At 67.0% G+C, this 16791-nt stretch carries 16 protein-coding genes; 9 read left to right on the top strand and 7 right to left on the bottom strand.

The window, feature by feature from the left end; all coding sequences use genetic code 11:
• Positions 1-155: 155 nt before the first annotated feature.
• A complete protein-coding gene (locus DV709_RS06980) occupies positions 156-539 on the bottom strand; it encodes a DUF5611 family protein (RefSeq protein ID WP_117592970.1) in 384 nt (127 codons plus the stop codon).
• A gap of 126 nt (positions 540-665) precedes the next feature.
• A complete protein-coding gene (locus DV709_RS06975; RefSeq protein ID WP_117592967.1) occupies positions 666-1538 on the bottom strand; it encodes a DUF7093 family protein in 873 nt (290 codons plus the stop codon).
• A 239-nt stretch (positions 1539-1777) separates the two neighbouring features.
• Between DV709_RS06975 and DV709_RS06970 the strand changes: the two genes are divergently transcribed.
• Together DV709_RS06970 and ygfZ are read left to right on the top strand one after the other, a co-directional pair.
• Positions 1778-2077 carry a DUF6432 family protein gene (locus DV709_RS06970; protein WP_117592964.1) on the top strand — a complete coding sequence of 100 codons (300 nt, stop codon included), beginning with the start codon at positions 1778-1780 and terminating at the stop codon, positions 2075-2077.
• A gap of 46 nt (positions 2078-2123) precedes the next feature.
• Positions 2124-3221: a CAF17-like 4Fe-4S cluster assembly/insertion protein YgfZ gene (gene ygfZ, locus DV709_RS06965; protein WP_117592962.1), complete on the top strand. Its 1098-nt coding sequence runs from the start codon at positions 2124-2126 to the stop codon at positions 3219-3221.
• A 23-nt stretch (positions 3222-3244) separates the two neighbouring features.
• Here the strand turns inward: ygfZ and DV709_RS06960 are convergent, their stop codons facing one another.
• The 3 genes from DV709_RS06960 to uvrA form a co-directional block, all read right to left on the bottom strand.
• Entirely contained in the window at positions 3245-4324 is a 1080-nt protein-coding gene (locus tag DV709_RS06960; RefSeq protein ID WP_117592959.1) for a geranylgeranyl reductase family protein, read from the bottom strand.
• A gap of 63 nt (positions 4325-4387) precedes the next feature.
• The gene (locus DV709_RS06955; protein ID WP_117592957.1) at positions 4388-5380 is read right to left on the bottom strand and encodes a WD40/YVTN/BNR-like repeat-containing protein; all 993 of its coding nucleotides are present in this window, start codon (positions 5378-5380) and stop codon (positions 4388-4390) included.
• Positions 5381-5592: 212 nt separating this feature from the next.
• Positions 5593-8547, bottom strand: coding sequence for an excinuclease ABC subunit UvrA (gene uvrA, locus DV709_RS06950; protein WP_117592955.1), 2955 nt, complete (start codon positions 8545-8547; stop codon positions 5593-5595).
• Positions 8548-8842: 295 nt separating this feature from the next.
• Here uvrA and DV709_RS06945 point away from each other — a divergent pair, with 295 nt between their 5' ends.
• Positions 8843-9781, top strand: coding sequence for a class I SAM-dependent methyltransferase (locus DV709_RS06945; protein WP_157972674.1), 939 nt, complete (start codon positions 8843-8845; stop codon positions 9779-9781).
• Positions 9782-9972: 191 nt separating this feature from the next.
• Entirely contained in the window at positions 9973-10920 is a 948-nt protein-coding gene (locus DV709_RS06940; RefSeq protein ID WP_117592950.1) for an O-methyltransferase, read from the top strand.
• 20 nt (positions 10921-10940) lie between these two features.
• On the opposite strand, the gene DV709_RS06935 is transcribed toward DV709_RS06940, so the two are convergent.
• On the bottom strand, positions 10941-11291 hold the full coding sequence (locus DV709_RS06935) for a cell division protein SepF (protein ID WP_117592948.1): 351 nt from the start codon (positions 11289-11291) through the stop codon (positions 10941-10943).
• Positions 11292-11441: 150 nt separating this feature from the next.
• Between DV709_RS06935 and DV709_RS06930 the strand changes: the two genes are divergently transcribed.
• The 3 genes from DV709_RS06930 to DV709_RS06920 all read left to right on the top strand — a co-directional run bounded on the left by DV709_RS06930 (position 11442) and on the right by DV709_RS06920 (position 14245).
• On the top strand, positions 11442-11924 hold the full coding sequence (locus tag DV709_RS06930) for a hypothetical protein (RefSeq protein ID WP_117592946.1): 483 nt from the start codon (positions 11442-11444) through the stop codon (positions 11922-11924).
• Complete coding sequence (locus tag DV709_RS06925) at positions 11924-13261, top strand: glycosyltransferase (RefSeq protein WP_117592944.1); 1338 nt, start codon at positions 11924-11926, stop codon at positions 13259-13261. The genes DV709_RS06930 and DV709_RS06925 overlap by 1 nt, the downstream gene beginning before the upstream one ends.
• A 258-nt stretch (positions 13262-13519) precedes the next feature.
• Entirely contained in the window at positions 13520-14245 is a 726-nt protein-coding gene (locus DV709_RS06920; RefSeq protein WP_117592942.1) for a DUF1028 domain-containing protein, read from the top strand.
• A 44-nt stretch (positions 14246-14289) separates the two neighbouring features.
• Here DV709_RS06920 and DV709_RS06915 read toward each other — a convergent pair whose 3' ends face one another.
• Positions 14290-14769: an RNA-binding protein gene (locus DV709_RS06915; RefSeq protein ID WP_117592940.1), complete on the bottom strand. Its 480-nt coding sequence runs from the start codon at positions 14767-14769 to the stop codon at positions 14290-14292.
• 184 nt (positions 14770-14953) lie between these two features.
• Between DV709_RS06915 and DV709_RS06910 the strand changes: the two genes are divergently transcribed.
• A complete protein-coding gene (locus tag DV709_RS06910) occupies positions 14954-15247 on the top strand; it encodes a DUF7562 family protein (RefSeq protein ID WP_117592939.1) in 294 nt (97 codons plus the stop codon).
• An 80-nt stretch (positions 15248-15327) separates the two neighbouring features.
• A complete protein-coding gene (locus DV709_RS06905; protein WP_117592937.1) occupies positions 15328-16692 on the top strand; it encodes an RNB domain-containing ribonuclease in 1365 nt (454 codons plus the stop codon).
• Positions 16693-16791 lie beyond the last annotated feature (99 nt).

Here is a 16791-nt window from a genome sequence, read left to right as displayed (position 1 = left end):
GCCAACGGTTCTACCACGAGCGAGGGCGCTAGCCCGAGCGAGTGGGCCGAGGAACCCTCGAAGGCGCGAAGCGCCTGAGGGGGTGACGCTGTGCTTTGGTCGAGCTTTTACCGAGCGAGGGCGGCTTCGCCGCCCGAGCGCAGAGTAAAAGGTCGTTATACGTCGGGCGCGTCGTCCTCGACCGCGCGCTTCATCGACTCGCGGCGCGACTTCGCGTCCCGGCCCGTCACTTCGAGCAGGAAGTCGTTCTTGGCGCTGACGGCGTCTTGGGCGGCGTCGGCGTTGCCTTCGGCGATGACCTCGGCGGCGTCGCGCTCCTCGAAGTGGACGGCGAGTTGGTCCTTCTTCCCGCTGAACGTCGCCGCGCCGGCGACGATTCGCTCGAACACCGGGTTGTCGGGGTCGCCGACGACGTACAGCTCGTGACCGTCGTGCTCCTCGGTGCCCGTGACCGGTCCGAAGTACTCCTCGATGGTCGCTTTGAGGTCCGGCGCGTTCTCCTCGAGCGTCTCGCCGCGTCGCATCTTGTACTGCTTCATGCGCCACCGTTTGCGAGGGGATGGTTTACTTGTTTCGTCCGAGTCCGTCCTATATACCCGTGTGAGCGGCTGACGGGTTATTTGTCACGCTCGTCGCCGCCCTCGTCCGCTGGAAAAAAGCCTCGTTTACCGCTCGCGTTCGGCGATGTAGCCCCGGCGACACTCCGGGCAGATGTCGCCCGCCCGGAGCGAACTGCCGTTCGACGGACGGGTGAGCCCGCACTCGGGACAGACGTACTCGGTCGGGACGTCGCCGCTCTCGGTCTCCAGTTCGACGGCCGCGCTCTCGGCGCGCGTGAACCCGTCGGCGGTGTCGTTCGCGCCGTTGAGCTGCTCGTCGCCGTTGGCGATGAACTCGGCGTCGTAGCCGTCGTGGCCCTCGTACTCGGTGTCGTAGTCGCTTCGCTCCGGCGCGAGGCCGCCGAACGTCACGTCCGTCGACGTCCCGTCGGAGGGCTCGGCGTCGAACCCTTCGTCCTCGCCGTCGACCGCCGGCCACGACGTCGCGTCGGTCTCGGTCGTCGCATCGACCCCGGCGTCCGCGTCGTCCGCGCCGTCCTGACTCGTTGCCTCGACCTCTTCGACCGTCGGCATCCGGTCGTCGCTGTCGTCGCCGACGTTCGCCTCGGGCCACTCGCCCGGTCGACGCTCGGGTTCCTGCTCCGGGCCGTCGTCTCCGTCGTCGAGGATGATCCCGTCGTCCTCCTCGGCGCTCTCCGGCGGCTCGAACTCGTCGTCGTCGTCGAACTGCTCCTCTATCGTGTCGCCGGTGAGCTCCGTCTCGGCGGCGAACTCGTCGGCTCCCGGGTCGTCGAGCGCCGATTCGGCGCCCGGGACGGCCGTAACTTCCTTGTTCTCGCTGACGACCCGCGTCTCGCCGCAGCGGATGCAGGTTTTCACCTCGCGGATGGTGACGACCATCTCTTCGCCGTTCTCCTCCCGCTCGCGCTCTAACTCCGGTTCGCCGAAGTCGTGGCCGAGCAGACACCTGAGTCCCATTGGCGGGACTTCCAACCTCCGTCACTAAAAACTACCCCCTCGGCGTCTGACGGACAGCCGACACCGACGGAGTGCGTGAGCGTTCCGGTCGCCGTCCGAGTGTGAGCGTTCCGGTCGCCGTCCGAGCGTGAGCGTTTCGGTCGCCGTCCGAACTCGACGGTCGGAGCGACGGCCCTCCCGCCGCGACGGTCGGCGGGCCCGCCGGTAACGGTAAGCCAATCGCGGAGAATGCATAGCATATGAGAGCCAAGCGGGAGTATCGCAACAGAGGCGACGTGGAAGTCGCGGTACTCGACGCGCTCGTCGACCGAGCCGACGACGGGATGACGGTTCTGGAACTGCGAGCGGCGGTCGACGCCGACATCGACACGCTGGAGTCCGCACTCGGGGAGTTGAAAGAAGACAGTCTCATCACCGTCGACCAGACGAACGAACGAGTCCTCATCATGCCCGCCGACCGCGTCGTCCCCGACGCCGACGAGGCCGTCGAGGACGACCGGAGCCTCCTCGACGCCGTTCGGGACCGACTCGGACTCTGAACTCGGGTGGACACCGTTTTTACGGCGCGCCGACCTACGTCCGGCGATGACTCTCGTCGGAGACCTCCACGACGACCACGGTGCGACCTACGAGACCCGCGACGACCGCCGCGTCGTCGCCCACTACGGTCGTCCCGAGCGCACGCACAAAGCGGTCAGAAACGGCGTCGGCGTTATCGAGATGGGATACGGCGTCGTCGTCGTCGACGGCGACGACCGAATCGAGTACGTCGACAACGTCGTCTCGAACCGCGTCCCCCGCGAGGACGGCGAGGGGACGTACGCGCTCCTCTTGGACCCGCAGGGCCGCATCGAGGCCGATATGTACGTCTACAACGCCGGCGAGCGACTGCTGCTTTTCACGGCCCCGCAGGTGACCGAGTCGCTCGTCGCCGACTGGCAGGAGAAGGTGTTCATCCAGGACGTCGATATTCGGGACGCCTCCGCCGACTTCGGCGTCTTCGGCGTTCACGGTCCCCGGTCGACGGAGAAAGTCGCGTCCGTGCTCAACGGCGCGGGCGCGCCGGAACCGCACCTCTCCTTCGTCCGCGGGTCGATGGGCGACGCGGGCGTCACCGTCGTCGCCGCCGACGCGCCGACCGGCGAGGAGGGATACGAGGTCGTCTGCGCCGCCGCCGACGCACCCGACGTGTTCGCGACGTTGCTCGTCCACGGCATGAACGCCGTCCCGTTCGGCTACCGGACGTGGGAGACGCTCACCGCGGAGGCCGGCACGCCGCTGTTCGCCAGCGAACTCGACGGCCGCCTGCCGAACGTCCTCGGCGTCCGCAACGCGCTCGACTTCTCGAAGGGCTGCTTCGTCGGCCAGGAAGTCGTCTCGAAGGTCGAAAACCGCGGGCGTCCGAGCAAGCGCCTCGTCGGCCTGCTTCCGGATTCGCTGCCCGAGGCGGGAGCGGCGGTGTTCGACGACGACGCCTCCGTCGGCGAAGTCACTCGCGCCGTCGACAGCCCGACGCTCGACCGACCCGTCGCGCTCGCGCTCGTCGACTTCGACGTCGAAGCGACCGACCTGTCGGTCCGCGTCGACGGCGAGGAGACGCCGGCGACCCGGACGGAACTGCCGTTCGTCGACGGGAGCGACCGCTCGGGACGGTTGCCGACGTACGAGGAACTCGCGCGGTAAGCGGACGGCCCCGCCTCGGACGATTACGAGAAAAACGCCTTCAACTGCTCGACGGAGAACAGCGACGACGGCCGGTCCATGTGGACGCCGATCTTCCCCGAGAGCGCCCGGAGTCCGGCGCGCTGGACGGGTTCGGGCAGCGAGTACGCCCGTCGCACCCAGTGGCCGAGTCGTATCTCCTTCGAGAGGTCCGACCGCCACGCCGTCTCGTACGCGCCGAGCGTGCGCGGGCGGTCGGGGTCTATCTCGCGGACCGCGTGGTCGGCGGCGGTCATGCCGTAGAGGATACCGCCGCCGGTGAACGGTTTCGTCTGCGCGGCCGCGTCCCCGATCAGGAACACCCGCCGCGAGGTGACCGACGGTGGCGGTCCGATGGGAATCGCGCCCGAACAGAAGTGGCTCGTCTCCACGTCGTAGGTGTCGGTCAGCACGTCGAACATCTCCCGTACTTCTTTGCCCGGCGGCGCGGCGAGGCCGTACTCGACGCCGGCGTCGCCGCGAGGGATGCGCCACGCGAAGAAGCGCGGGACGGTGAGGTGGACGTCGACGAAGTCGCCGTGGTCGGGTTCGTCGTCGAACGCGAGAACTCCGTGGAGCAACTCGCCCGGTTCCGGCAACCCCACCTCGCGGCGGACTTTCGAGACGGGGCCGTCACAACCGGCGACCATCTTCGCCTCGAACGTCTCCTCGTCGCCGCCGACGCTCGCCGCGACGGTGACGCCGTCGGCGCGCTCCCGGACGTCGGTGACGGTGTGGCCCTCTCGCACGTCGGCTCCGGCGTCGCGGGCCGCCTCGGCGAGCGTCCGGTCGAGTTCGACGCGGTCGATGACGTTCGATATCTCCTCGTCCTTGTAGAAGGGGTTCGCGTCGCTGTCGGGGCCGCCGACGCGGAAGTTCGCGCCGTAGATTCGGTTCTGAAACAGCCCCTCTTTCGCCGCGTCGGGGACGTACTCCCAGATGTCGGTGCTGACGTGCCCCGAGCAGGCGAGCGGGGTACCGACCTCCCCTTTTTCGAGCGCGAGCACGTCGTACCCCGCCTCGGCGGCGCGTCGGGAGAAGCGCGCGCCGGCGGGACCGACGCCGACCACGACGAAATCGTACATCGGTCGTGAGTGACCCGCCGAACGACTATATACCTTCTCGGTTCGGGCCGCCCGACGGTCGGCCTACGGTTCCGTTATCACGGCCAACCCGCGCGCCGTCTGCGTCTCGTACGCTTCCGGCCACGGGATGTCGACGCGGTTCCACGACTTCCCGCTGTTCTGCGAGCGGAAGAGCCCTCGATTCGACAGCGCGTAGAACGAGCCGTTGTCGTCGGTCGCGAGCACCGGTCGCGTCACGCCTTTTCCGGTCGGCAATCCGTCGAGACGAGTCCAGTTCTCGCCCTTTCGGCGGCGGTAGACGTACGACTCGGCCGCGTCGGCGTTGTGCGCCGACCGAGCGCCGCTGGCCGCCGAGACGAGCACGTTCCTCGCCTCGCGTCCCACGGCGACGCTCCAACAGTAGCGGTGGTCGAGCCCCTCCTGCGGGTGGTCCCACGTCTCGCCGCCGTCGTCGCTCTCGGCGTAGCCGTCGCCCGCCGCCGACCAGACCCTGTCGGGTGCATCCGGATGCGTGGTGAGGCTGTGGTTGTCCCGGCGCGCCGACGGCACCCGGTCCTCCCACGTCTCGCCGCCGTCGCGCGTCTGCACCAGCGCGCCCGCCTCGATACCGACGTAGAGGTGGTCGGCGTTCGAGGGGTCTATCTCTATCCAACGGACGTGGTGCGTGTCGGGCCGCGGCGGGAACGACCACTCCTCCGCCGAGGGGAGGTCGGTCAACCCCTCGCACTGCTCCCACGTGTCGCCGCCGTCGGTCGACCGATAGACGGCGCTCGGTTCGGTTCCAGCCCAGACGCGTTCGGGGTCGGTCGGGTCGACGGCCACCGCCATCACGGGGTCGGTGAGCGTCTCGTCGCCGACGCGGTGCCACGTCTGTCCCTCGGTGTCGGTCCGCCACAGACCCGCGTCGAAGGTGCCGCAGAACGCGACCCGGCCGTCGGGAACCGCGGCGACGCACTCGATGTCGTGGTCGGCCAACCGCTTGTCGACGAGCCACTCACCCGGCCCACCGCGGACGACGAGGAGGACGTTCCGCAGCGCTGCGTACTGTGTTGTCATACCACGCGATTTGAGCGCGGTGCAAATAAGCGCGCCGGCGCTCGCCCGGATCGTCGTCTCGACGAGAGTTTATCACCGAGAAGGCGGCCAGTTCGCGTCGGTGTAGCGGCGTGCCGCGGCGGGGCCAAGGCGGGTGTCCGGCGAACCCCCCGCGGGAAGAATCGTTTCGCCGGCTGTTCGCCCCCTTCGGAGCGACGGGTCTTCGAGCCCGTTCAGTCGTCGGTCGTCGGTTTCGCGGGTTCGCGCTTGTCCGCGCGCGGCCCGTCGATCTCGACGGCCGGGAGCAGGTCGCGGAGGTAGCGTCCCGTGTACGACGATTCCTCGCGGGCGACGTCCTCGGGCGTCCCGGCCGCGACGACTTCGCCGCCGTTCTCGCCGCCCTCGGGGCCGAGGTCGAGCACGTGGTCGGCGTTCTTCACCAGGTCGAGCTCGTGTTCGATGACGGTGACCGTGCTGCCGTTGTCGACGAGCCGGTGCAGTACGTCGATGAGCTTCCGTTCGTCTTCCTTGTGCAGACCGGTGGTCGGTTCGTCGAGCAGGTACAGCGTGTCGCCGGTGTCCTTCTTGCCGAGTTCCTCGGCGAGTTTGATGCGCTGGGCCTCCCCGCCGGAGAGCGTCGTCGACGGCTGTCCGAGCGTCATGTAGCCGAGGCCGACGTCCTTGAGCAACTGCAGGCGTCTGCGAATCTGCGAGTTCGCCTCGAAGAACTCGTACGCCTCGTCGACTTCCATCGCGAGCACGTCGGCGATGGTCTTGCCCTTATACGTGACGTCGAGCGTCTCGTCGTTGTAGCGTTTGCCGCCGCACTCCTCGCAGGGGACGTAGACGTCCGAGAGGAAGTTCATCTCGATTTTGACGTCGCCCTGGCCGCCGCACTCCTCGCAGCGGCCGCCCTTGACGTTGAACGAGAAGCGACCCTTCTCGTAGCCGCGCTGCTTCGAGAGCTTCGTCTCCGCGAACAGTTCGCGGACGTAGTCGAAGACGCCGGTGTACGTCGCGGGGTTCGATCGCGGCGTCCGACCGATGGGCGACTGGTCGATGAGTCGCACCGTCTCTATCTGGTCGATTCCCTCGATGGCGTCGTGGTCGCCCGGGTCGACGGAGGTGTTGTTGTTCATCTCGCGGGCCAGCCCCTTGTAGAGGATGTCGTGGATGAGTGTCGACTTTCCGGAGCCCGAGACGCCCGTGATGGCCGTGAAGGTACCCAGCGGCAGCGACACGTCGAGGTCTTTGAGGTTGTGCTGGCGCGCACCCCGGACCGTGAGTTCGCCGTCGCGCTCGCGGCGCGTCTCGGGCACTCGGATGTCCTTCCGTCCCGAGAGGTAGTCGGCCGTGATGGAGCCGTCGGCGTCGCATACGTCGTCGAAGTCGCCCTGCACGACGACCTCACCGCCGCGTTTGCCCGGGCCGGGGCCCATGTCGATGATGTTGTCCGCGCGGCGCATCGTCTCCTCGTCGTGTTCGACGACCAGTAGCGTGTTACCGAGGTCGCGCAGGCCTTCGAGCGTGTCGAGCAGTTTGTCGTTGTCGCGTTGGTGGAGGCCGATGGAGGGTTCGTCGAGCACGTAGAGCACGCCGACGAGCCCCGACCCGACCTGCGTCGCCAGTCGAATCCGCTGGCTCTCGCCGCCCGAGAGCGTCGACGCCTCGCGGTCGAGCGTCAGATACTCGAGTCCGACTTCGGTCATGAACCCGAGTCGCGCGCGAATCTCCTTGAGAATCTCCTCGGCGATGGTTCGCTCGCGGTCGGTGAGGTCCGCCTCCAGGCTCTCGAAGTGTTCGAGCGCGTCGCCGATGCTCATCCGGTTCACCTCGGTGATGGCGGTGCCGTCGACGTAGACGGAGCGCGACTGCGGTTTGAGGCGCGTGCCGTCACACGCCGGACACGTCGTTACCGCCATGTACTCCTCGATGTGCTCGCGGGTCCCCTTCGACTCCGTCTCGACGTGGCGGCGCTCGAGGTTCGGGATGACGCCCTCGAACCGCTTCGTTTTCCGGCGGACGCCGTTTCGGGTCTGGCGCTCGAAGACGACCTGCTGGTCCGTCCCGTAGAGGAACTGCCGCTGCACGTCGTCGTCGAGTTCCTCGAACGGCGTCGAGACGCTGACGCCGAAGTGCTCGGCGACCGAGTCGAGGCGCGTCCGGTAGTACGACCGCTTGTAGCTCCACGGCTCGAAAACGTGTTTGATGGGCTTCGAGGGGTCCTCGACGACGAGCTCCGGGTCTATCTCCTTCGTGTTGCCGATGCCCTCGCACTCGGGGCACGCGCCGTGCGGCGAGTTGAAGGAGAACGACCGCGTCTCGATCTCGGAGAAGTCGATGCCACAGTGCGTGCAGGCGAGTTCCTCGGAGAACTCGACGACGAGGCGTTCGTCGCCGCCGCCGGCGAGGTCGCCCGTCGCGCGGGCTTCGGTCCCGAGGTGGAACTCGTCTTCGGCCGGCGGGTCGGGGACGATTATCTTCAGGGTGCCGTCGGCCTCCTCGAGCGCCGTCTCGACGGAGTCGGTGATGCGCGAACGCGCCTCCTCCGAGAGTTTCACCCGGTCGACGACGACGTCGACGGTGTGGTCGTAGTTCTCGTCCAGTTCGGGCTTCTCCATGGCGAGGTCGAACTCCTCGCCGTCGACTTCGACGCGGGAGTAGCCTTCGGAGACGAGTTCCTCGAACAGGTCCTCGAACGCGCCTTTCTGGTCGCGGACGACCGGCGCAGCGATTTTCGCGCGCGTTCCCTCGGGTAGTTCGAGGATGCGGCGCACCATCTGCTGGGCGCTCTGTTCGCCGACCTCGCGGCCGCACTCCGGACAGTGCGGCGTGCCGACACGAGCGTACAGGAGACGGAGGTAGTCGTGGAGTTCGGTGACGGTTCCGACCGTCGAGCGGGGGTTGTTCGCGGCGTTCTTCTGGTCGATGGAGATCGCCGGCGAGAGTCCTTCGACGGACTCGACCTGCGGTTTATCCATCTGCCCGAGGAAGTTCCGGGCGTACGCCGACAGCGACTCGATGTATCGGCGCTGTCCCTCGGCGTAGATAGTCTCGAACGCGAGCGACGACTTCCCGGACCCCGACAGCCCCGTGACGACGGTGAACGTTTCACGTGGGATGCGCACGTCGAGGTCTTTGAGGTTGTGTTCTTCGGCCCCTCGGACCTCGATGTAGTCCTTACTCATCTGGAAGCACGCTATGTCGGGGATACCTGAATACTCGTCGGTTCCGCGTGGTGTCGACTCGCACGGAATGGCGAGAATACACCGATTATTCGGCCCCTTCCCGAACCTGAAATCGAGGATAATCGGCGTGGTCGCCCCCGAGACGCCGACTCTCCGAAGTTGGTGTATCCGTTCACCGGTACAGTCGCTAAACGACCACATACTGCAAAAACTGTTTGACGGTAGAAAGGAATCGTCGGACTATGGAGATATTCATCGGCGCGTACTTTTGGTGGAGAGACTCGTGTGCACGTCTATGCTGGTTCGGCACGTCAAGCGCGCACGACAGAAGTCATTCGACCTCACCCCCGGCTGGGTGAAACCGGCGGTCCGAAAAGCGTTCTACGTCCTCCACCCCGACGCCTCGTGGAAGACGTTCAAAGAGAAAGAGATCACCCGCCAAGCGTTCATCGAGCGGTTCTTCGACAGCGAAGCCGAACTCGAGGCGTACGAGGCGGAGTTCATGAACGGCGTCATCGCCGAGAACCTCAAGCGGGCGTACGAGGAGCTGGGTGACGAGACGTTCTACGACATCCACAAGGACGACTGCGTTCGGTACTACGCGTACATTCGGAAGTACGAGCCGGAGACGGTCGTCGAGACGGGCGTGTTCCACGGCGTCTCGACGTTGGCGATGCTCGCCGCGCTCGACGAGAACGACCACGGCACGCTGTACTCCATCGACTACTCGTCGCTTCTGGACCCGACCGACGAGACCGACCTGGAACGGTACGAGCGGCGCCGCCCCTCCTGTTCACAGCGCGACAGCCACCTGCTCCCCGACGGCAAAGAACCGGGGTGGATCGTTCCGGAGGAACTCCACGGTCGGTGGGAGTTCGTCGCGGGACGCAGCCAGCGGGAACTGCCGAGACTCCTCTCGGAGTTGGGCGAGATCGACGTGTTCGTCCACGACTCGGAGCACTCGAGGACGGGGATGCTGTTCGAGTTCGACCTCGCGTGGGAACACCTCGCCCCCGGCGGGATGCTCTTCTCGCACCACGTCGCCTGGAACGACGCCTTCGAGACGTTCGTCTCCGAACGCGCGCCCGACGCCGAACACGGGAAGGTCGCCCAGCACTACGTCCACTTCGACAAGCACAGCGAACCGGGATGGGGGAAGTACGCGAGAAAACCGTCCGCCCCCGTCGTGAACGACGCCGGTTCGCTCGAAGCGCGAGCGGTATCCGACGACTAACCGGGTCGTACCGGTCGCTGCCTCGCAACACAGACGCCGACCCGTCCGAACCCGTCGAAGCCGTCCGTTCTACCACGTTCTCACCGACTTCGCGGCGACGCGTACAGGGGCTCAGTACCGCCCGAGAAGTCGAATATTACACGCTGCTACGGTGCATCTAATTATGATGAGGTAGGTCGTGACGTAGACGTATGCAGGTCCCGTCTCTCACCCACATGCGTCGCGCTGCGTACACGAGCGTCCCCTCGTGGACCAAGCCGCTGGCGACGAGGTGCTTCTACACGATCTACCCCGGCGCGTCCTGGTCGCTGTACGAACAAAAAGCGCGCTCCCGCGAGGCGTTCGCCGACCGCTTCTTCGACAGCAGAGCGGAGTTCGAGGCGTACGAAGCGGAGTTCGAACAGAGCCGGGTCCCCGGTCTGCTGTACGAGGCGTGGCAGGAGCACTCACAACCGATATACGACTCCCACAAGGAGGAGTGCGTCCGGTACTACGCGCTCGTCCGGAAACTCCGACCCGCTTCAGTCGTCGAGACGGGCGTCTACAGCGGCGTCTCGACGCTCGCGCTTCTCGCCGCGCTCGACGAGAACGACCACGGCACGTTGTACTCCATCGACTGCTCGGCGCAGTTCGACGAACTCGACGCCGAGACGAAACGACACTACGAGCGGCGCCGTCCGTCCTGCTGTGAGGACGGCAGCCACCTCCTCCCGGGAGGCAAACGACCCGGATGGGTCGTCCCCGACGGTCTCCGAGACCGGTGGCAACTCGTCGCCGGACGCCCGCAGCGAGAACTGCCGCAGCTGTTGGAGGAACTGGACGAGATAGAGCTGTTCGTCCACGACTCGGAGCACTCGGAGACGGGGATGCTGTTCGAGTTCGACCTCGCGTGGGAACATCTCGCCCCCGGCGGCGTCCTCGTCTCGCCGCACGTCGGCTGGAACGACGCGTTCGACACGTTCGTCACCGAGCGGGCACCCGAGGCCCGGCACGGCGAACTCGCCGTCCACTACGTCTACTTCGACGAGTACGACGGTCCCGGATGGTGTCGGTACGCGCAAAAGCCGGCCGCGAGTCGGAACGCGACCCACGAGCGTCAATTCGCCGAGACGGCCGCGAAACCCGTCGCGGACGACTGACGGAACGCCCGCTGGTCGGTTCAGTCCAGTTTCTGCCGCGCGATGCGGACGCCCGTCGGTGCGAGGATGAGCTGGTCGTCGCCCTTCTGGACGATGTCGCCGTCGACTTCGCGAGCGACCTGCTGGAGTTCGTCGACGATGTGTTCGACCGTCCGGTCCTGCGTGCGGAGTCGCGTGATGTCCGCGATGACGAAGTCGCCGTCGTACACCGCGTCCTTGATGGCGATAACGTCCTGCTGGCCGGCGATTTCGGCGATGTGGACCGTCATCCCCGCCTCGCCCTGTGCGGTGTCGAAGTCGTCGAGGTTCAGTTCGACGTAGTCCTCGGTGGAGCGCTGTCCGTTCCCGAGAATTTTGCTCATGATACCCATGCCACCTACAGTGGCGGGTCGCCCAATAGTTCTTACGTCAGACGGCCGCCGCCGGTCGACGCGCTTCCGAACTGGACAGTTCCGCCGCGAACACCCTGCCGAAGCGACGGGTCACCGAACACCTTTCCGTCACCTTCTGGTCTCCACAGTGTGAGTTCCGCAAGCTCTGACCCCGTCGACCGCGTCGCGGACCGAACCGACCGAGCGTTCCGGGACCGCCCGCTCGTCACCGGCGTCTGGGCCGGACTCGTCGGGACGGCCGTGATGACGCTGTTTCGACTCCCCGTCGCGCGTTCGCTTCCGCCGACGGGCGCGTTCTGGGAGCAGTACGCGGGCGGTGACCCCGACGCGCTCGGACCCGCGTTCCTGCTGCACTTTCTCTACGGCGCGGGCGGCGGCGTCGCCTTCGCACCCGTCGCGCGAGCGCTGCGCGGCCGAGGGCTGACGACGGCGCTCGCCGTCGGCGTTCTCTACGGTCTCGTGCTCTCGGTGTTCGGGACGCGCGTCGTGCTCACCCGTCTGCTGGGGATGGACCTCGACTACGACGAAGCGGTCGTCTTCCACGCCGGCCACGTCGTCTACGGCCTCACCGTCGGTATCTGGTTCGGCACCCGAGAGCCACACGAGGGTTGATGCGGGTCGAGACGCCGGGCGGCGGCGACGCGAGACGGGTGGGAGCGACCGTCGCCGCGGCGGTAGTCGTCGCGTCCATGCTCTGTGCGCCCGCGCTCGTATTCGAGTGGTACGCGCCGTTCTTTCTCGGCCTCTGTGCGCTCGTCGCCGTCGGCGGCGCTCTCAGAGCGACGTTCGTGACGGCCGTCGCCTGTCTACCGAACCCCGACCCGCCGGAGCGTCCCCCGGACCCGCCGACGGTGAGCGTCGTCGTCACCGCGTACAACGACGCCGACGCGCTCCGGGAGACGCTCGCCGGCTGCGCCGCGCTCGACTACCCCGCCGACCGAATCCGAGTGCTCGTCGGGTACGAAGCGGCGTCGACGGACGGCACCGAAGCCGTCGCGCGACGCGCCGCGGCGACCGACTCCCGCGTTCGAGCCATCGAGCGGGCGAAACCGCCCGGCGGGAAAGCAGCGGCGGTCAACCACCTCCTGCCGCACGTCGACGGCGACGTCGTCGCGAGCCTCGACGCCGGCCAGCGTCTCGCGCCCGACTCGCTCTCGCGTGCGGTCGGATGGCTGTCGGCCGACCGCGACGTCTGGTGCGTCAAAGGCCGAAGCTACGGGCGAAACGCCGGCGAGTCGCTGCTGTCGCTCTGCGCGACCGTCGAGCGCCACCTCGCCGAACGGCTGGCGTTCGTCGCCCGCTCGCGTCTCGGGTGGTTCACGCTCTTCACGGGCGGCCAGGCGTTCTTCCGAACGGAGACGCTGGCTCGCCTCGGCGAGTTCGACGAGACCGTGCTGCTCGAAGACGTCGAGATGGCGACGCGAATCCACACTCGGGGAGGCAGCGTACGCGTCGACCCGGCCATCGTCGCCACCGAACGCAACCCGGCGACGCTGTCGGCGTGGGCGAGTCAGCGGCGGCGGTGGGCCCGCGGCGGGATGCAGGTCGCCCGGCGGTCGCTCGGCGGACTGCTCCGCAGTTCCGACGCCTCCGTGGTGACCCGCCTCGACGCCGTCTACACCTTCGCCGCGTTGCTGACGGTCCCGGTCGTCGTGCTCCTCTCGCCGGCCGTCGTCGCGGAGGCGGTCGCAGCCGTCGAACTCGCGGCGGCCGCGCCCGCGTCCCGGTGGCTGCCGTTCTGGCCGCTGCTGTCGCTTTCGCTGCCCTGCGCGCTCTTCCTGCGGGACGGCCTCGACGGTCGCCGCCACGACTTCCGCGAGTACCTCGCTCCGGTTCTCCTTCCGGCGTACTTTCTCCTCCAGAGTACGGTGATTCTGGCCGCGTTTCTCGACGAGTTCGTTCTCCGGCGACCGTCGGTGTACGTCACGAGCCGCCGCGATGGAGAGTGAGTCGGCACAGGGGGAGTGAGTCGACACAGGGGGAGTGCGCCGACACAGCAGGAAGTGAATCGGCGCGACGGGGAGTGCGTCGACAGCAGGAAGTGAATCGGCGCGACGGGGAGTGCGTCGACAGCAGGAAGTGAATCGACGCGACGGGGAGTGAACCGGTGTAGAGACTGCGGAGCACGACGGTCGCCCCGTCCTCCCGAACGGTCGGGTCGTGCCGGTATACGGACGTTTTTGGCCGGTCGCCGCAACCGCACCACCGTGACCTTCAGCATCTGCGTCCGCGAGGAGTACGAGGACGACGGCGACGAGCAGTTGCGCTTCGGCGTCGCGGTGACGACCCGCCTGCCCGGTGTCGGGACGCTCTGTCCGTTCGCCAGCGAGCACGGCGCGGTGGCGACGCAGAGCCTCGTCAACGTCGATTTAGGACGGAGCGGAATCGAGTACATCGACGACGGCCTCGCCGTCGACGACGCGCTTCAGTCGCTTCTGAACGCCGACGAGGGTCGCGAACAGCGGCAACTCCACGGCGTCGACGCCGAGGGGACGTTCGCGTTCTCGGGCGAGGAGTGCAACGGCTGGTACGGCCACGTCGAGGGCGAGAACTACACCGTCGCGGGCAACCTGCTGGTCGGCGAGGAGGTCGTCGAGGCCACCGCGGACGCGTACGAGTCGACCGCGAACGGCGACGCACCGCTGGCCGAGCGGCTGATCGAGGCGCTCGAAGCCGGTCACGAAGTCGGCGGCGACAAGCGCGAGGAACTGCCCGTCCAGAGCGCCGCCCTGCTCGTGACGCGGACCGGAGAGGACGCCGACGGCTTCACCGACGACCTGCGCGTCGACGCGACGGAGACGCCCGTGGCCGACCTCCGAGCGACCTACGAGGAGGCAAAGCGGGGCTACGAAATCATCCTCGAACGGCAGGAGGAGCAGAGGCCCGACGAAACAGAGGAGGAAGTCGGAGCGAGCGACGTCTCCGACGAGTGAGTTCGCCCGTCCGGTTTCGGTCGTGTTTGCCGTCGTGAGTCCGATCAGACGGTGAACTGGTAGAGGTCGTCGCCGACGTAGTGGACCGACTCGACGACTTTCCCCGAGTCGCCGACGAGGTCTGTCCCGTCTTCGAGCGCCCGCCCGACCGCGAGTACCTTCCCGTGGGTCTCCTCGGCGACGGCGACGAGGTCGCCCGCTTCGATGTCGTCGGTGGCGTCGACGATTCCCGGACGCATCACGTCCGCGCCGCCGCTGACGAACGAGACGGCCCCGGCGTCGACGGTAACGACGTGTTTCTGCGGCGGGTACTCGTTGGCACCCTCCACGGTGAGAAACGGCTCGTCGCCCAGATACAGCACCGCTGGAGCGCCGTCGACCAGCACGAGGTCGAACTCGGTGCCGGTGAGTTCGACGAACTCGTAGGTGTCGCCGTCGAGGTCGACACCGAGCGACTCCGAGAGCGTCTCCTCCAGCGATCTGATGTCGTCGCTTCGGAGGTGATGCCGCGATTTGACGTTCATACGCCCTCCGTGACGTTCCGAGCGAATAAATCGCCCGCTCCGTCCGTTCGGCTCACCGAACCGCCGGTCGACGTGCCGGCGTAAACGCTCGGTTTACAGTGTTCAGCGAAAAACAGTGTCTCGCCCGTAGACGAGCGTCTGACGCCGCACAAACGCTAAGTACGCCCCCGCCAACCTCTCATCCATGTGGCGCTCCCGCACGGGCCGGGACCGGAAAACCGTCGTCTGCATCGCCTGCGGTTCGTCGGTGCTCCGGTCCGAGGCTCGCGAGTACGACAAGGAGGGTGACCGCTGGAACCGCCACGGTAAACAGTTCGAGTATCTCTGCAAAGACTGTCACCGAGAGCTCTGCTGGCAACCCCGGGACGAACTGGAATCACTCATCCTCGACATCGAACAGGACGGACTACCGCAGTCGGAGTTCCTCACGCGCTATCTCCACGCGGTCGAAGACCGGTACGGTCGGCCCGAGGAGTAGCTCGCTCTCGGCGCTCGGCGCGAGGAGACGCGTCGTCGGACCCCGACACGACTAACTACCTCTCTCCCTTTTTCCCGCCTATGTCGAACGACGCACAAGCGCAGGCTGGCACCGCCGAGGGCCAGGGTCCCGTCGAAATCGACCCCGAACTCGACCGCCACCTGCGGAACAAACGCGAGGAACTGTTCGAGGAGTTCGAGATCCGCGACGAGTTCCCGCCGGAGGTCCGCCGCGAAGCGAAGGAGCGAACCGAAGACGTCCAAGCCGAGATTCGGGCCGCCGTCGACGACCGCCGCGACCTCCGCGAGATGACGACCTGGACGACCGACCCCGCCGACGCCCAGGACTTCGACGACGCCATCAGCATCGAGGAGGACGACGAGGCGTACACGCTGTGGGTCCACATCGCCGACGTGAGCCACTACGTCCACCCCGGGTCGGAGATGTGGGCCGAGGCCGTCAAACGCGGCAACACCGTCTACCTCCCCGCCTACACCGTCCACATGCTTCCTCCGATTCTCGCGGAGACTGTCTGTTCTCTGGTCCCCAACGAGGAACGGCTCGCGCACACCGTCGAGATGCGCCTCGACAAGGAGAACCTCGGCTACGAGTCCATCGACATCTACAAATCCGTCATCGAGAGCGACGAGCGACTCACGTACAGTCAGTGCGAGAAGCGCCTCGACGACCCCGACGCGCCGCTGCACGACGAGATTACGCTCTCCTACGAACTCGCAGACCGGATGCACGAGCAGCGAAAGGAGGACGGTTCGCTCGTGCTCAACCCGAGCCGCGACCACGCGCACACCATCATCGAGGAGTGCATGCTGAAGGCGAACAAGGCCGTCACGCACGAACTGATGTGGGGCCGCGGCGTCGAGGCGATGTACCGCGTCCACCCGCAACCGACGCCCGACCAGTGGGACAAGGCGCTGCGCGAAATCGCCGAACTCGACAGCGTGAAGATTCCCGGCGGCTCGTGGGACGACCCCCGGAAAGCCGTCAACGCGGCGCTCGAAGAGGCCCCGCCGCGGATGCTCAACAAGATTCAGCGCGCCGTGCTGAAGGTGATGCCCCGGGCAAAGTACATGAACGACCCCTTCGGCGGTCACCACGCGCTGAACTTCGACATCTACGGCCACTTCACCTCGCCCATCCGCCGCCTCTCGGACCTCATCAACCACTGGATCGTCCACGAGAACGACGTTCCCGAGGACCTCGTCGAGCTCTGCGACCGCGCCTCCGACAAGCAGAAAGACGCCGAGACGGCCGAGCGACTCTACAAACAGTTCATGCAGGAGGTGGGCCTCGACCCGTACGCCGTGAACAGCCGCGGCCTCGTCGTCGTCGACGAGGACGAAGACGAGAGTGATGGAGAGACCGACGGCGAGACCGACGAGTTAGACGCCGAGCAATTCGACGCGGAGCAGTCCGACGCGGAGTAGTCCGACGCCAAGCAGTTAGACGCCCACCAGTCCGGCGAAGCTCCGTCGTCGCTCGGAACCATCACTTTCTCGACAATCTATTTGCCGGTCGCGCCCTAC

The organism is Haloprofundus halophilus (assembly GCF_003439925.1).
GTDB classification, from domain to species: domain Archaea; phylum Halobacteriota; class Halobacteria; order Halobacteriales; family Haloferacaceae; genus Haloprofundus; species Haloprofundus halophilus.
The sequence above is the reverse complement of the archived record's forward strand: the minus strand, read 5'-3'. Positions and strand labels throughout refer to the sequence as shown.

Bases quoted from the DNA above. Each gene is read 5' to 3' on its own strand.
- DV709_RS06980 (WP_117592970.1), bottom strand. From the start codon at position 539: ATGAAGCAGTACAAGATGCGACGCGGCGAGACGCTCGAGGAGAACGCG.
- DV709_RS06975 (WP_117592967.1), bottom strand. From the start codon at position 1,538: ATGGGACTCAGGTGTCTGCTCGGCCACGACTTCGGCGAACCGGAGTTA.
- DV709_RS06970 (WP_117592964.1), top strand. From the start codon at position 1,778: ATGAGAGCCAAGCGGGAGTATCGCAACAGAGGCGACGTGGAAGTCGCG.
- ygfZ (WP_117592962.1), top strand. From the start codon at position 2,124: ATGACTCTCGTCGGAGACCTCCACGACGACCACGGTGCGACCTACGAG.
- DV709_RS06960 (WP_117592959.1), bottom strand. From the start codon at position 4,324: ATGTACGATTTCGTCGTGGTCGGCGTCGGTCCCGCCGGCGCGCGCTTC.
- DV709_RS06955 (WP_117592957.1), bottom strand. From the start codon at position 5,380: ATGACAACACAGTACGCAGCGCTGCGGAACGTCCTCCTCGTCGTCCGC.
- uvrA (WP_117592955.1), bottom strand. From the start codon at position 8,547: ATGAGTAAGGACTACATCGAGGTCCGAGGGGCCGAAGAACACAACCTC.
- DV709_RS06945 (WP_157972674.1), top strand. From the start codon at position 8,843: ATGCTGGTTCGGCACGTCAAGCGCGCACGACAGAAGTCATTCGACCTC.
- DV709_RS06940 (WP_117592950.1), top strand. From the start codon at position 9,973: ATGCAGGTCCCGTCTCTCACCCACATGCGTCGCGCTGCGTACACGAGC.
- DV709_RS06935 (WP_117592948.1), bottom strand. From the start codon at position 11,291: ATGGGTATCATGAGCAAAATTCTCGGGAACGGACAGCGCTCCACCGAG.
- DV709_RS06925 (WP_117592944.1), top strand. From the start codon at position 11,924: ATGCGGGTCGAGACGCCGGGCGGCGGCGACGCGAGACGGGTGGGAGCG.
- DV709_RS06915 (WP_117592940.1), bottom strand. From the start codon at position 14,769: ATGAACGTCAAATCGCGGCATCACCTCCGAAGCGACGACATCAGATCG.
- DV709_RS06910 (WP_117592939.1), top strand. From the start codon at position 14,954: ATGTGGCGCTCCCGCACGGGCCGGGACCGGAAAACCGTCGTCTGCATC.
- DV709_RS06905 (WP_117592937.1), top strand. From the start codon at position 15,328: ATGTCGAACGACGCACAAGCGCAGGCTGGCACCGCCGAGGGCCAGGGT.